The organism is Kribbella sp. NPDC043289, assembly GCF_056436705.1.
Map to the genome: position 1 here is coordinate 448,400 of NZ_JBWKCB010000001.1, position 14,049 is coordinate 462,448.

A 14,049-nucleotide genomic window follows, 5' to 3' on the forward strand; every position below is an offset into this window, starting at 1 on the left:
GGATGGCACGCAACAGGCTCTGGATCTGGCTGTTCCTGACCCCGACCGTCATCCTGTACGGCGCCTACACCGTCTACCCGGTGCTGGCGAGCTACTGGTACTCGTTCGTCGAGTGGAACGGGTTCGACTCGGCCAAGACCTGGGTCGGGCTGGCGAACTATCGGGCGGTCCTCGCCGATCCGCTGTTCTGGAACTCGTTCAAGATCACCGTGCTGTTCATGGTCGCCGTGGTGCCGGTGAAGGTGCTGTTCACGTTACTACTGGCGCTGGTCCTGAATTCGCCGAAGCTCCCGATGCGGACACTGTTCCGGACCGCGTTCTTCCTCCCGGTGGTGACCACGACGGCGATTGTCGGCGTGGTCATGCAGTTCGTCTTCGACCCGGCGTCCGGCCCGGTCAACGTCGTACTGCGCAAACTCGGTGTCGTTGCGGATGGCATCAACTTCCTCGGCGACCCGAAGACCGCGCTGTGGACCGTGGTCGGGGTGTACATCTGGAAGTGGTTCGGCGTCACGCTGATCTACTGGCTGGCGGCCCTGCAGACGATGCCGGACGAGGTGTACGAGGCTGCGGCGATCGACGGTGCCGGGCCGTGGGGTCTGCTCCGGCACGTGACGCTGCCGCTGCTGAAGCCGTTCGCGGTGATCATCACGCTGCTGACCCTGGAGAGTACGTTGAAGGTCTTCGACCTGATGCTCACGATGACCAACGGCGGCCCGTTCTATGCCACCGAGGTGGTGGAGATCTACATCTACCGCTGGGCGTTCGCGGCCACGGTTCCCGAGCTGGGCTTCGCGTCGGCGGCCGCCGTGATCTTCGGTCTGTTCGTCGGGGCGCTCGGCGCACTCCAGCTGCTCGGGATCCGCGCGGCCCGGAAGACAAGGAGCGCGGTATGAGTACCGTCGCGGAACGCAGTCGCTCGCGGGCAGCGCGAGCCAGGGCCGTGCGGACGAACCGATGGAGTACGGCGCGGGTGCTGCGCCGGCTGCCGTGGTGGTTCGCGGCAGCCGTGATCGGGATCGGCGGGCTGCTCTGGATCTACCCGTTCCTGTGGATGATCGGCGCGTCGCTGAAGGATCCGCTCGAGGTCTTCACGTCCGGTCTGTCGCTGCTCCCGAAGCACGCCCAATGGGGGAACTACGGGCGCGCATGGAGCGACGCCGGCTTCGGCCAGTACCTGTTCAACACCGTCGTCGTCACGGTCACGACAGTCGTACTCGTCGTACTGCGGTGTGCGATGGCCGGCTACGTCCTGGCCCGGCACCAGTTCTTCGGGCGGAAGATCGTGATGGGGATCCTGATCGCCACGCTGTTCTTGCCGACCGGGTACACGATCATCCCGGTGGTCGAGATCTCGCAGCGGCTCGGGCTGCTGAACTCGCTGACCGGCATGGTGCTGGCCCTGTCCGGCGGGGCGCATGTCGCATCGGTGCTGCTGTACCTCGGCTACTTCCGGCAGCTGCCGAAGGAGCTCGAGGAGTCGGCAGTGATCGACGGGGCCGGGTTCCTCAGCATCTTCGGCCGGATCATGCTGCCGCTGGCCAACCCGGTCACCGCGACCGTCACGCTGCTCACGTTCCTGGGCACCTGGAACGCGTTCTTCCTGCCGCTGGTGTTCAGCTTCGCGCGGCCGGATCTCCGGACGCTGAGCGTCGGCATGCTGGCGTTCGTCGGGGAGAACTCGACAGACTGGTCCGGGATGGCCGCGGCCGCGTCGATCTCGCTGCTGCCGGTGGTCGCACTGTTCGTCGTACTGCAACGCTACTTCGTCGAGGGAATCGCAGGAGCCGTCAAGTCATGAGTGAACGCCCGAACATCCTTCTGATCTGCACCGACCAGCAGCGCTACGACACGCTCGGTGCTTATGGCAACGAGCACGTGCAGACCCCGAACCTGGACCGGCTCGCCCGCGACGGCGTCCTGTTCGAGAACTGCTACGTACAGAACCCCGTCTGCTCGCCGTCGCGGGCCTCGCTGATGACCTCGCGGTACCCGCACGCGCACGGTCTCTGGGCGAACGGCGTGCAGCTGCCCGACCACGAGCAGTTCTTCACCAAGACCCTGGCCGACGAGGGGTACGACTGCGGCCTGGTCGGCAAGTTGCACCTGTCCGCATGCAAGGGCGGCCGGCTCGAGCCGCGGCACGACGACGGGTTCCGGGTGTTCCGCTGGGCGCACGACCCGTACCCGGGCTCGTCGGAGAACCAGTACCACCGGTGGCTCAAGACGGCGTACCCCGATCTGTACGCGGAGGCTGTCGAACCCGGCGGTCCCGGGTTCGACAACGTGCCGACCGAGGCGCACTACAGCCGGTGGATCGGGAACGAGACGATCGACTACCTGCGCGACTCGCGGGACAAGGACAAGCCGTTCTGCTTCGTCGCCAACTTCTTCGACCCGCACCACGGCTTCGGTGCGCCGAAGGAGTACCTCGAGCGGTACCAAGCCGAGAACCTGCCGCGCCCGGTGACCCGCGACGGTGAGCTGGAGAACAAGCCGGCGATCCTCACCGAGGCCTCCAAGGAGTCGTACGGCGGGCACGCGCGCGGCTACCTGTCCTACAGCGAGGACGAGTTGCAGGACGTCAAGGCGGCGTACTGGGCGATGGTCACGCTGGTCGACGACGAGGTCGGGCGGATCCTCGCCGCACTCGAAGCGGAAGGCCTGGCGGACAACACGATCGTGGTGTTCACCAGCGACCACGGGGAGATGCTCGGCGACCATCAGCTGATGCTGAAGGGGCCGATGATGTACGACTGCGCGGTCCGGGTGCCGCTCGTCGTGCGCTGGCCGGGACAGCTGCCGGCGGGGGAGCGCCGTACCGAACTGGTGCAGTGGATCGATCTGGCGCCGACATTCCTGGAGGCGGCCGGAGCGCCGGCGCTGCCGCGGGGTCAGGGCCAGAGTCTGTTGCCGTTGGCTCGTGGGAAGGACGGCGCGACCGGGCGCGGCTGGGCGCTGTGCGAGTACCGGAACAGTGGGCACCCCTACGATCCCGCCGTCCACACGACGATGCTGCGTACCGGGCAGTGGAAGATGGTGGTGTACCACGGTCTGCCGGCGACGGATCGCGAGCGCAGCGGGGAGCTGTACGACCTGGCCGCGGATCCGCTGGAGCTGGACAACCTCTGGGGCGATGCGGGTCACGCGACTGAGCGCCTGTGGTTGCAGGAGATGCTGCTCGACGTACTGGTCGCGACCGAGGACCGCAGCCAGCCCCGGCTGGATCACTTCTAGGCGTCAGCGGGGTAACGCGGTCCGGAGCTGGCGGCGCGAGGTGATGCCGAGTTTGGCGAAGGTCTTGCGCAGGTGCCACTCGACGGTTCGCGGGCTGATGAACAGCTGCGCGGCGATCTCCGGGTTGGTCAGGCCGTCGCGGGCCAGCCCGGCGATCTGGGCCTCCTGGGCGGTCAGGTCGTTGGTGGTCTCGGGTGTGCGCTTGCGAACGGTCTCGCCCGTGGCCAGCAGTTCGTGGCGGGCGCGCTCGGCGAAACCTTCGGCGCCCATCGCGGCGAGCTGGTCGTGCGCGGTCCGGAGATGTTCGCGCGCGTCCTGACGACGGCCCTCCCGGCGCAGCCACTCGCCGTACAGGAGCTCGGAACGGGCGAGCTCGATCCGCAGACCGGTCCGGCTCAGGTGCTCGATCGACGCGCGGTACGCGTCCTCGTCGTTGGTCAGCAGCGCCCGAGCGCGGGCCTCCATCCCACGTCCCCAGTCGGTCGGTACGGCGGCAACGCGCTCGTTCAGCCAGGCCAGCGCGGTCTCGACGAGCAACGTGTCGCCGGTCCGCGAAGCCGCCTCGGCCAGCTCGCCGATCACGAGGACGCCGTACGCGACGACGTCCTGCTCGAATACCTGCAACGCCGCGTCCCGCGCGGCCTCGTACCGGCCGAGCCCGTTGTTCAGCACGGCGCTCGTGTACGTCGCGATCGCGATCATCCGGCCCTGGCTCTGCGCCCGCGCTTCGCGGATCATCGTGTCGATCGCCGCCGTGGCCTCGGCGTCGTTGCCGCGCAGGGCCGCGAGTTGCATCCAACCGATGCCGAGCAGCCGGTTCCCGGTCGCGGCCGCGATCCGGCGCTCCTCGTCGACGTACGCCGCGGCTGCCGTCAGGTCGCCGGTCATCGACACGACGTTGGCGCGGAAGTTCAGCGCGAACTGGAGCTGTACCAGCGCGCCGGAGTCGCGCGCGACCTGTTCCTGACGGGCGGCCAGTTCGAGAGCGGCGTCGAAGTCCCAGACGTCGATCGCGACGATCCCGCTCGCGCGGTTGCCGGCCAGCCACAGCCAGCCGCGGACATCCTCGGCCTTCTCGGCGTTCTGTTGCGCTTCGCCGAGCGCCTTCACCAGGTGCGGCGCGGCGGCGGCGTACCCGCGGGTGAAGCGGAGGGTGAGTGCCTGCAGCAACAGGTCGCCCGGTGGGTCCGACGGCGCCGGGGCGGGTGCGGCGGCGGCCGCCGTACCGAGGATGCCGGCCGTCTCGGGACCGCTGGCCCAGATCGCCGCCGACATCGCCTCGAGGTGGGTCAGCCGGGCCTCCTCGTGGTCGTGCGGCTCCAGCTGCTGAGCTGCGTCGAGCAGGGTTGCGGCGGCTTCGGCTGCGTGTCCTCGGTCGAAGGCGATCTCGCCGCGCAGCCGGGTGATCTCGGCCTCGCGGACGGGATTCGGCGGACCGGCGGCCGCACCGCCGAGCAGGTCGAGCGCTGCGTCGAGAGCACCCGCGCTGCGCTTCGCGGCCGCGGCGGCCAGTACCCGGTCGGCCCGGCGAGCGGGATCGATCGTCAGCGCGGCCGACCGTTCCAGGAAGGTCGCGGCCGCGTAGAACCCACCGCGGGCGCGCGCCCTGGCGGCTGATCGCTCGAGCTCTGTTGCGACGTCCTCGTCCGGTGTCGTGGTCGCCTGCGCGCGGTGCCACGCCCGGCGATCGGGATCGGCTTCCGGATCGGTCACCTCGGCGAGCGCGTGGTGCACGGCGTGGCGCTGCTGCGGCGTCGCCATCCGGTACGCCGCCGATCGCACCAGCGGGTGCCGGAACCGGATGTGCTGGCCGAAGGTGATCAGCCCCGACTCGATTGCGCCGGCTGCAGGGTCCGCCCCCAGACCGAGCTGCTCGGCCGCGCGCCACAGCAGCGTCGGATCACCGAGCGGCTCGGCGGCAGCGGTGAGCAGAAGCAGCCGCGTGTCTTCCTGCAGTACTTCGAGACGCCGTACGAACCCGTCCTCGATCCGGCTGACCAGCGTCCCCGCGGTGAGGCCGTCGGCGAGCTCGGCGGCGGTCCAGGCGCGGGGGAGCTCCAGCAGCGCGAGCGGATTGCCGCGGGTCTCGGCGACGATCCGGTCGCGGACCCGCGGATCGATCGGCCCGGGCAGCACCGACTCCAGCAGGGCACGCGCGTCGGCGTCGTCGAGACCGTGGATCTCCAGCTCGGTCAGACCAGTGAACTCGTGGTCGATGCCGTCCCGGACCGCGAGCACCATCACCACGGACTCGGCCGCGAGCCGCCGGGCGACGAACGCGAGGATGCGGGCCGACATCAGGTCCAGCCACTGCGCGTCGTCGATCACGCACAGCACCGGCTGGTCGCCGGCCGCGTCGGCGAGCAGGTTCAGGACGGCGAGGCCGATCAGGAACTTGTCCGGTGCCGGTCCGCTGACCAGCCCGAACGCCGTACCGAGTGCGCCTTGTTGTGGCGGTGGCAGCCGGTCGAGGTGGTCGAGGAACGGCTGGCAGAGCTGGTGGAGACCGGCGTACGCGAGCTCCATCTCCGACTCGATGCCGACTGTCCGCGCGACCCGGAGGCCGTCGGCGCCGGTGACCAGGGTGTCGAGCAACGCCGACTTGCCGACCCCGGCCTCGCCCCGGAGCAAGAGCACCCGGCTGGTGCCGGTCCGCGCCTCGCCGATCAAGCCGTTCAGTACTTCGGTCTCCCGCCGGCGGCCGCGGAGCTCTCGATCTGCCATCCCCACCCGGGTCAGCCTAGACGGCGCCGCACCCGGGCTACTGGTCAGACCAGTTACTCCCAGCCTTCGGTCACTGGTCAGACCAGTACGACAGGTCCGCGGGCGAGGCGCAGTACGGTCGCCGCGGAGTCGTCGCCGGCGTGCTGCAGCCAGCCGCGGTCGGCGGTCAACACGGTCAGAGCCGCCGCGGCGGATTCCGCCAGCACGGCACTCGCCACGGTTCCGCTGACCGAGCTGCGCCGTACGTCGACCTCCGGGTACGCCGTCTGCCACGCGGCCACCGGGTCCTCGCCGTCGCCGGTCTGCAAGATGGTCAGACCAGTGCCCCGCCGGCGCGCCGCACCGAACGCGAAACCGAGAGCGTCCGACCGGCCGTTGCCGTCGACCGCCACGACCACCCGCCCGAGCGACGGTCCGGCCGCGCGGTCCGAGGTCAGACCGACGACGGCGAGCGAGGCCGTCGTACGGCGGGCCAGGCGCCGGGCCAGCGTCCGTTCGAACCGCCGGCCGTGGCCGACGACGATCAGTGCGCCGGTCGACTCCTTCGCCTCGTTCAGCAACGCGTCGAGCTGACGGCCGGGGAAGACCGTGGAGGACATCCGGAGACTCGGGAAGATCCGCTGCACGTGCTCGATGGCGGAGCTGACGACCGCTTCGGCGGCCTCACGGATCCGCAGGTCCACAGCCAAGTTGCCCGCCGCGTCGAGCAGGTGCTGCCAGCGGAACGCGTACACGATGCGCAGCTCGGCGCCACGGGTGGCTGCCTCGGCGGCGGCCCACTCCAACGTGTCGTGGCCGTCGTCTTCGAGCAAGACCACCACTGGGCCGTAGTACTGCTTCATCGGGTGCCTCCCTGGACCGTTCTGCCGTGTGAGACCACCGTCCCGCCGCGGGCGGGTGGTTCACACCAGGGAGAAACACGGGCCCGCACACTGGGCCCACGGGGTCACGCGTCGAGCAGTCGCAGCGCCTCCGCGATCGACGCGGTTACCGGCGCGCCTGTGGTCTCCAGAGCCGCGACAGTCATCGCACCGGTCGAGACGAGCACACACCGCGCTCCAGCCGCCTGTGCGGCCTGAGCGTCGTCGACAACGTCACCGATCAGTACGACGTTCGCGGGGTCGAGCTGCTGCGCCTCAAGGTGCCGGACCAGGCTGTCGGCCTTCGACCCACCACCGACCTCGCCCGGCAGGCCGTCGACCCGGGTGAAGTACGGCGTGAGGCCGTACTGCTCGACCGTCGGAGTCAATCGGGAGTGGAACCACATGGACAGCAGCGATTGGGTCCGGCCACTGTCGGTGCAGGCCCGGAGTACGTCGTGGGCTCCGGTGGCGAGCTCACAGGTGTGCAGAATCGCGTCGTACCGATCGTGGTAGAGCTTGTCGACCTGCGCCCACTCCGCTTCGTTGAGGGTGCGTTCGAGGATCTGCTCGTACGAGACCCGCATCGGCCGTGCGTACGCCGCCTGCCACTCGCCCCAGCTCAGGTCCGCGCGACCGAACCCGGCGCACACCTCGTTGACTGCCGCGAGCACCGCGTGGTTGTCGTTCAGCAGCGTCCCGTTCCAGTCCCACACCACATGCGAAGTCACCCGGTCACTCTAGAGGCGTGCTGAAACTCCCGGCGGGCTCGACCGATGGATGAGAGGATGAAACGCATGCCGGAGTTCGTGGGTGCGCAGGAGCTGGTGGCCGGGTTCTACACCGAAGTGATCGCGCCAACGCTCGGCAAAACCAGTCATGCGGCTGGTCTTCTGGGGTGGGGCTCGGACGTGCTCGGGTACGACACGGCGCGGTCGACGGACCACGGGTGGGGACCGCGGATCGTGGTGCTGGTCGACGCGGACGACGTGGAGCCGGTCCGCGCGCGGATGGAGTCGGCGCTGCCGGACGAGTACAACGGCCTACCGGTCCGGTTCGGCTGGGCGGGGCAGGACGTCGAGCACCACGTGACGGTCTCAACGCTTAGCGACTGGCTGCACGGACAGCTCGGGTTCGACGCGTCCCAGGGGATCGGTACTACGGACTGGTTGGTGACGCCGCAGCAGCAGATCCTCGGCGTGGTGACCGGACGGGTGTACGCCGACGACGGGCGACTCGCACCGGTGCGTGAAGCACTGGCGTGGTACCCGGACGAGATCTGGCGATGGACGCTGGCCTGTCAGTGGACGCGGATCGCGCAGGAGGAGGCGTTCGTCCAACGCACGCATGAGGTGGGCGACGAGCTGGGGTCGCAGGTCGTCACCGCCCGTCTGGTGCGAGACATGATGCGGCTCGCCCTCCTGCAGTCGCGGACCTACGCGCCGTACACGAAGTGGCTGGGTACTGCGTTCGCGCGGTTGGGGCATCCGGACGGTCTGGACCAGGCGCTGAGCGATGCGGTCGGCGCCGGTGACTTCGGGGAGCGCGAGAAGGCGCTGGTGTCGGCGTACGAGCTGATGGCGGACCGGCACAACGCACTGGGGATCACTGCCGAGGTGGAGCCGTCCGCGCGTCCGTACTTCGATCGGCCGGCGCTGGTGCTGCAGTCCGGGCGGTTCGCGGAGGCCTGTCTGGCGACCGTGACCGATCCACAGCTGAAGGGTTTCGGGCTGGTCGGCGCGATCGACCAGTTCGTGGACAACACCGACGTACTGAGTCACACACCCGCTTTCCGACGACTGCTTGGGGTCTATCAGTGACGCTGTCGAACCATGTCATCAGCTCCGTCACCACGACGGAGATCCGGTACGAGTACTTGCGGACGATCGGGCGGAACGCGTTCCTCGGCTCGCACGGCAACGGCGGGACGACCACGGTGTACGTGGTCGAGACCGACCGCGGCGCGACCGGCTGGGGATTGCCCTTGTCCGACGGGGATCCCGGGCCGCTCGTGGGCCGGCGGCTGGCCGACCTGATCGACCCGGACCGGGGTGTCGTCGACCCGGCGGCGATGTTCCTCGACTACCCGCTGCACGATCTGGCGGCGCGGATCCTGGACGTGCCGGTGTACGCGATGCTCGGCGCCGCCGGTTCGCCACGGGTCCGCTGCTACAGCGGCGGCATCTACTTCGACGACCTCGACGGCGGTGTGGAAGCGATTCGGGCGAACCTGGCGCAGGACCACGCGTTCGGCTTCCGCGACTTCAAGCTGAAGATCGGGCGCGGTCACCGCTGGATGGACCCGGCCGCCGGTCTGCAGCGCGACATCGAGGTGACCAGGCTGGCCCGCGAGCTGTACCCCGACGCAGGAATCCTTGTCGACGGCAACGACGGCTTCACCGTGAACGGCCTGTTCGAGTACCTCGACGCCGTCGCGGACTGCGACCTCTACTGGATCGAGGAGCCGTTCCAGGAGCGCCGGCCGGACCTGCAGGCTCTGCACGACCATCTGCGGACCCTGCCGACCCGGCCGAAGGTCGCGGACGGCGAGTACGACCCCGACGAGGAGCACGTGCTCGGCCTGGCCGCCGAAGGCCTCGTCGACATCGCCCTGATGGATGTCACCGGCCACGGCCTCACCGCCTGGCGCCGCACGATGCCGGAGCTGAAGTCCGAGGCGTCACCGCACGCCTGGGGCCTGCCCCTGAAGACCTTGTACGCCGCGCACCTGGCGGCCGGCCTCGGCAACGTCCCCATCATCGAAGGCGTCCCCGGCCACACCGTCGGCACGGGCGACTACACGCTCGACGACGGTTACGTCGTACTCCCGGACCGCCCGGGTTTCGGCCTCGACCTGCCCTGAGGTCACATGTCGAGGACGAGGTCGCCGGTGGGTCGTGAGCAGCAGAGGAGGACTTGGTCGCTGGGTGGGGGTTCCAGCGGGGTGGGGGAGTAGGACACCTCACCGGAGAGCAGTGGGGTGATGCAGTTGTGGCAGACCCCGGTGCGGCAGCTCCAGCGAGTCGGGACGTCGCACGCCTCGGCGAGCTCGAGCAGGCTGCCGTCGCGCATGGGTGTGGCGATCCCACTGCGTGCGAACGTCACCAGCGGTCCGGTGCCAGGCGCACCGGTCGGCTGGTGCGGCGGACCGCTGGTTTGACCAACGACTCCGGGGTTGAGCGACGCCAACGCACCGAACAGTTCGGTGTGGATCCGCGTCACCCCGAGAGCGGTCAGCCCTGCCTGCATGTCCGCCATGAACGACTCCGGCCCGCAGATGTACGCCGTCGCAGCTGCGGGCAACGCCAGCTCGGTAAGTCGGTCCTTCGTGAGCCGTCCGTCCACTGAGCTGTAGTAGATGCGCTCCTGTGCATTCGGAAGCTGTGCGAGCAGCTCACGTGCCTCAGAAGCCAGCGGATGCTCAGCAGGACTCCGAGTGGCGTAAACCCACCAGACCTCCCGAGTACTGCGTTCCGCCGCCAATACATGCAGCATCGCGAGAACCGGCGTCACACCGATGCCGGCCGACAACAGCAGCACCGGGTTGGTGCCGTCCTCGAGGACAAAGTCCCCACGCGGCGCCGCCACCTCCAACAGGCTTCCGGTCTGCAGCTGCGTCGTCATGTAGCCGCTCCCGACTCCATGCGGCTCGTGCTTCACGCTGATGCGGTAGTCCGGTGAGGTGGACAGCGAGTAGCTACGCACAGGCACCGGCTGACCGGCCTCCGGCAGCCGGAACGTCAGATACTGCCCCGCCCGAGCCTTCGGCAGCTCACCGCCGTCCTCGGCCGCCAGCCGGACGGAGTACACGTCGGCACTCTCCGGAACGACCTCTGTCACCCGCAGCCGCCGGAAGCCCTCCCACGCAGGCTTCGGCTTCGCAGCGTCGTCCAACAGTTCCTGGAACGACCCCACCCACCCCGGACTCATCGCCGGAATCTGTACGGCGACCCGTAGCTTCTCCAGATCCCGATCCGGCAGGTACAACAGCGCATCGGTGTCCGCCACACTCAACGCACCCGGACCGGTGGCTGTCTTGACGATCTGGTCGCCAGCCGAGATCTCGCCCTCGGTGATCACCCGGCAGTAGAACCCCGGTCGGTGCCGGCTGACGAGCAGTGCGGGCAGCTCCGGTTCTCCCATCCGCAGGCCGACCCGGTAGCAGGTGACGCGCGGTTGGGTGACCTCCAGCTCCGCGCCGCCGATCCGGTAGCGGTCCCCGATGCAGACCTCGTCATCGGGCAGTCCGTCGATTGTCAGGTTCTCGCCGAACTGCCCGTAGACGAAGTCGTCCCGTCCGAAGTGCTGCTCCCAGTAGCGGTACGAGTCGATCTGGTACACCATCACCGCACGCTGCTCGCCACCGTGGCCGGCTGTGTCGCCCTGACCGTCGCCGTCCAGGTTCAGCCGCCGGACCATCACCGGTCCGTCCACCGACTGCTTCCAGACGCCGGTGTAGACGGTCTTCCCGTTCCACTCGACATCCTTCGGCAGACCGACATTCACCGACAGCACAGTTGGTGTGCTCATCGCACAACTCTCCAACCGCGACCCGCTTCTCGTCCAGGTCTACTCGGCAGACCAGGGCCATTCCGGGTGCTGCGTCCCGGGGCCGGTGTACGGCGTGTCGGCGTACTGCTCCTGCAGCTGGGCCAGCTGGGTCGTCAGCGTTGCGCGAGTCTCGGCGTACGCCGGGTCGTCCGCGACGTTGTTCAGCTCGTCCGGGTCCTTCTGCAGGTCGTACAGCTCCCACTCCGACTCGAAGAGCTGCTCCGACGAACCTGGCACGCCCAGTCCGGCGCCGTAGTAGTGGATGAGCTTGTGGTCCCGCGTCCGTACGCCGTAATGCGCCGGCACGTGGTGGTTCGGGTCGTCGTGCTCCCAGTACCGGTAGTACATCGCGGTCGGCCAGTCGGCGACCTCCTCCCCGCGCAGCAGTGGCAGGAAGCTCCGGCCCTGCGAGGTGGGCAGCACGGACGCGGCGTCCCTCCCGGTCATGTCCAGGAACGTCGCCGCGAAGTCCACGTTGGTCACGATGTCATCGCAGGTGGTCCCGGCCGGGATCACCGACGGCCAGCGAATCATCATCGGCATCTGCAACGACTGGTCGAACATCAGCCGCTTGTCGTACCACCCATGGTCGCCGAGGAAGAAGCCCTGGTCGGACGTGTAGACGACCACGGTGTTCTCGCTGAGCCCTTCCTCATCCAGTACGTCGAGCAGTCGACCCACGTTGTCGTCGATCGACTGCACACACTGCAGGTAGTCACGCAGATAGCGCTGGTAGTTCCACCGCATCCGCGCATCGCGGTTCTCCGGTCCACGCAGCTCGTCCGGCAGCTCCTCGCCGAGCTCCTCAACCGTCCCCAGGTCGTCCGCGACGGACATCCGGACGCCGCGGACCGCCTGACTCCTGGTGGCGTAGTCGTCGAGCAGCGTGCTCGGCTCGGGGATCGAACCGACCGGGTAGAGGTGCTTGTGCTTCTCGTCCGGCACCCACGGTCGGTGCGGTGCCTTGTGATGCACGAACAGCAGGAACGGCCGCTCCGTGTCCCGCTCGCGGAGCCAGTCGATGCTCTGGTCGGTGACGATGTCCGTGGCGTAGCCAGGAACGGTCTCCGCGCCGTCCGGTCCGATCATCAGCGGGTCGACGTAGTCACCCTGCCCGGGGAAGACCCGCCAGTCGTCGAAGTGTCGCGGCGCGGACTCCGGACGCTCGCCGAGGTGCCACTTGCCGAACAGTGCGGTCTGGTAGCCGGCGTCCTTCAGCACCTCCGCGAACGTCGGCACCCGGTAGTCGATCTCGGTGTAGATCGACGCGACACCGTTCACGTGACTGTAGGTGCCGGTCAGGATCGACGCCCGCGACGGCGAGCAGATCGAGTTCGTGCAGTACGTCGCGTCCATCCGGACACCGTCCTGCGCGATCCGGTCCAGGTGCGGCGTGCTGTTGACCTTGCTCCCGTACGCCGAGATCGCGTGCGCGGCGTGGTCGTCGGACATGACGAAGACGATGTTCGGGCCTGGTGTGGAGGGGGGCATCACGTCACACTAGCCACCAGCGGCCAGATATGGACACCGCTTACCAGACTGTGGTCGGTAGCGGTAAGTTCTGCGCTCATGGCCATGTTCGACCTTTCCCTCGACAAGCTCCGCGAGTACCGGCCCGAGGTGGCCGCTCCCGCCGACTTCGTCGACTTCTGGCGCCGCTCGATCGAGAAGGCGCGCACCGACGACCTCTCCGCCACGTTCACCGAGATCGACAACAAGCTCGCGGTGATCGACACCTACGACGTCACGTACGCCGGCTTCGGCGGCTCGCCCGTGAAGGGCTGGCTGCACGTCCCGGCCGGCGCGACCGGTCCGCTGCCGACCGTCGTCCAGTACCACGGGTACTCCGGTGGTCGCGGGTTCGCGCACGCGACCACGCTGTGGGCGCAGGCGGGCTACGCGCACTTCGTGATGGACACCCGCGGTCAGGGCTACAGCTCCGGCGGCCCGGCCGGCACGCCGGACGACACGCCGTACGCCGGTCTGAACCACACGCCGGGCTTCATGACGGCCGGTATCACCGACCCGGAGACTTACTACTACCGCCGCGTGTACATCGACGCCGTCCGGGCGATCGAGGCCGCGCGGACGTCACCGTTCGTGGACCCGGACCGGATCATCGTGACCGGTGGCAGTCAGGGCGGCGGCATCTCGATCGCCGCGGCCGGCCTCGCGCCGCTGGCCGGGATCGACCTGCTCGGCTGCGCTCCCGACGTACCGTTCCTGTGCCACTTCGAGCGCGCGCTGCAGATCACCGACAAGGACCCGTACGGCGAGATCGCGCGGTACCTGAAGGGGTTCCGGCAGGACGTGGACGCGGCGTTGCGGACGCTGAGCTACTTCGACGGCGTCAACCTGGGCAAGCTGGCGACCGCGCCCACGCTGTTCTCGGTCGCGCTGATGGACCCGATCTGCCCGCCGTCCACGGTGTTCGCGGCGTACAATCACTACGGCGCCACGGGGAGCGAGCCGAAGGACATCGAGGTCTACCACTACAACACCCACGAGGGTGGGCAGACCTACCAGCAGATCGCCCAGCTCGACTGGTTCGCGGGGATCTTCGAGGCTTCCCGGACGGGTTCGGCGAAGTAGTCGCAGAAACAGTCATCGATGGACCGATGAGTTTTCGGTCCCGGCGTCGTTACACGGTCATCAATCGTCGGCCAGAGTGGCCGAC

At 68.7% G+C, this 14,049-nt stretch carries 11 protein-coding genes; 6 read left to right on the plus strand and 5 right to left on the minus strand.

Translation table 11 applies throughout. The annotated features are described in order from the left end of the window. The first annotated feature begins 2 nt into the window (after window positions 1-2). The 3 genes from AC0662_RS02115 to AC0662_RS02125 are packed head-to-tail and all read left to right on the plus strand — an operon-like array spanning window position 3 to window position 3,237. A complete protein-coding gene (locus tag AC0662_RS02115; RefSeq protein WP_478297909.1) occupies window positions 3-896 on the plus strand; it encodes a carbohydrate ABC transporter permease in 894 nt (297 codons plus the stop codon). Beyond that, window positions 893-1,801: a carbohydrate ABC transporter permease gene (locus AC0662_RS02120; RefSeq protein WP_478297911.1), complete on the plus strand. Its 909-nt coding sequence runs from the start codon at window positions 893-895 to the stop codon at window positions 1,799-1,801. Before AC0662_RS02115 ends, AC0662_RS02120 begins: the two co-directional genes overlap by 4 nt. Next, complete coding sequence (locus AC0662_RS02125) at window positions 1,798-3,237, plus strand: sulfatase family protein (protein ID WP_478297913.1); 1,440 nt, start codon at window positions 1,798-1,800, stop codon at window positions 3,235-3,237. The genes AC0662_RS02120 and AC0662_RS02125 overlap by 4 nt, the downstream gene beginning before the upstream one ends. Window positions 3,238-3,240: 3 nt before the next feature. Here AC0662_RS02125 and AC0662_RS02130 read toward each other — a convergent pair whose 3' ends face one another. From AC0662_RS02130 to AC0662_RS02140, 3 genes are all read right to left on the minus strand, one after another. Continuing rightward, on the minus strand, window positions 3,241-5,961 hold the full coding sequence (locus AC0662_RS02130; protein ID WP_478297915.1) for an ATP-binding protein: 2,721 nt from the start codon (window positions 5,959-5,961) through the stop codon (window positions 3,241-3,243). A 77-nt stretch (window positions 5,962-6,038) separates the two neighbouring features. After that, window positions 6,039-6,803 (minus strand): hypothetical protein, encoded by a 765-nt coding sequence (locus AC0662_RS02135; RefSeq protein ID WP_478297917.1) that lies wholly within the window; start codon window positions 6,801-6,803, stop codon window positions 6,039-6,041. Window positions 6,804-6,907: 104 nt separating this feature from the next. Then, the gene (locus AC0662_RS02140) at window positions 6,908-7,552 is read right to left on the minus strand and encodes an HAD family hydrolase (RefSeq protein WP_478297919.1); all 645 of its coding nucleotides are present in this window, start codon (window positions 7,550-7,552) and stop codon (window positions 6,908-6,910) included. 66 nt (window positions 7,553-7,618) lie between these two features. Here AC0662_RS02140 and AC0662_RS02145 point away from each other — a divergent pair, with 66 nt between their 5' ends. Both AC0662_RS02145 and AC0662_RS02150 read left to right on the plus strand, forming a co-directional pair. After that, window positions 7,619-8,641 (plus strand): DUF4037 domain-containing protein, encoded by a 1,023-nt coding sequence (locus tag AC0662_RS02145; protein ID WP_478297921.1) that lies wholly within the window; start codon window positions 7,619-7,621, stop codon window positions 8,639-8,641. Further along, window positions 8,638-9,684 carry an enolase C-terminal domain-like protein gene (locus AC0662_RS02150; protein WP_478297923.1) on the plus strand — a complete coding sequence of 349 codons (1,047 nt, stop codon included), beginning with the start codon at window positions 8,638-8,640 and terminating at the stop codon, window positions 9,682-9,684. Before AC0662_RS02145 ends, AC0662_RS02150 begins: the two co-directional genes overlap by 4 nt. A 2-nt stretch (window positions 9,685-9,686) precedes the next feature. Here the strand turns inward: AC0662_RS02150 and AC0662_RS02155 are convergent, their stop codons facing one another. Beyond that, the gene (locus AC0662_RS02155; protein ID WP_478297925.1) at window positions 9,687-11,351 is read right to left on the minus strand and encodes an MOSC domain-containing protein; all 1,665 of its coding nucleotides are present in this window, start codon (window positions 11,349-11,351) and stop codon (window positions 9,687-9,689) included. Window positions 11,352-11,390: 39 nt separating this feature from the next. Further along, window positions 11,391-12,863 (minus strand): sulfatase family protein, encoded by a 1,473-nt coding sequence (locus tag AC0662_RS02160; RefSeq protein WP_478297927.1) that lies wholly within the window; start codon window positions 12,861-12,863, stop codon window positions 11,391-11,393. An 84-nt stretch (window positions 12,864-12,947) separates the two neighbouring features. Between AC0662_RS02160 and AC0662_RS02165 the strand changes: the two genes are divergently transcribed. Continuing rightward, on the plus strand, window positions 12,948-13,964 hold the full coding sequence (locus tag AC0662_RS02165; protein WP_478297929.1) for an acetylxylan esterase: 1,017 nt from the start codon (window positions 12,948-12,950) through the stop codon (window positions 13,962-13,964). Window positions 13,965-14,049: the final 85 nt, after the last annotated feature.

Bases quoted from the DNA above. Each gene is read 5' to 3' on its own strand.
- AC0662_RS02115 (WP_478297909.1), top strand. From the start codon at position 3: ATGGCACGCAACAGGCTCTGGATCTGGCTGTTCCTGACCCCGACCGTC.
- AC0662_RS02120 (WP_478297911.1), top strand. From the start codon at position 893: ATGAGTACCGTCGCGGAACGCAGTCGCTCGCGGGCAGCGCGAGCCAGG.
- AC0662_RS02125 (WP_478297913.1), top strand. From the start codon at position 1,798: ATGAGTGAACGCCCGAACATCCTTCTGATCTGCACCGACCAGCAGCGC.
- AC0662_RS02130 (WP_478297915.1), bottom strand. From the start codon at position 5,961: ATGGCAGATCGAGAGCTCCGCGGCCGCCGGCGGGAGACCGAAGTACTG.
- AC0662_RS02135 (WP_478297917.1), bottom strand. From the start codon at position 6,803: ATGAAGCAGTACTACGGCCCAGTGGTGGTCTTGCTCGAAGACGACGGC.
- AC0662_RS02145 (WP_478297921.1), top strand. From the start codon at position 7,619: ATGCCGGAGTTCGTGGGTGCGCAGGAGCTGGTGGCCGGGTTCTACACC.
- AC0662_RS02155 (WP_478297925.1), bottom strand. From the start codon at position 11,351: ATGAGCACACCAACTGTGCTGTCGGTGAATGTCGGTCTGCCGAAGGAT.
- AC0662_RS02160 (WP_478297927.1), bottom strand. From the start codon at position 12,863: ATGCCCCCCTCCACACCAGGCCCGAACATCGTCTTCGTCATGTCCGAC.
- AC0662_RS02165 (WP_478297929.1), top strand. From the start codon at position 12,948: ATGTTCGACCTTTCCCTCGACAAGCTCCGCGAGTACCGGCCCGAGGTG.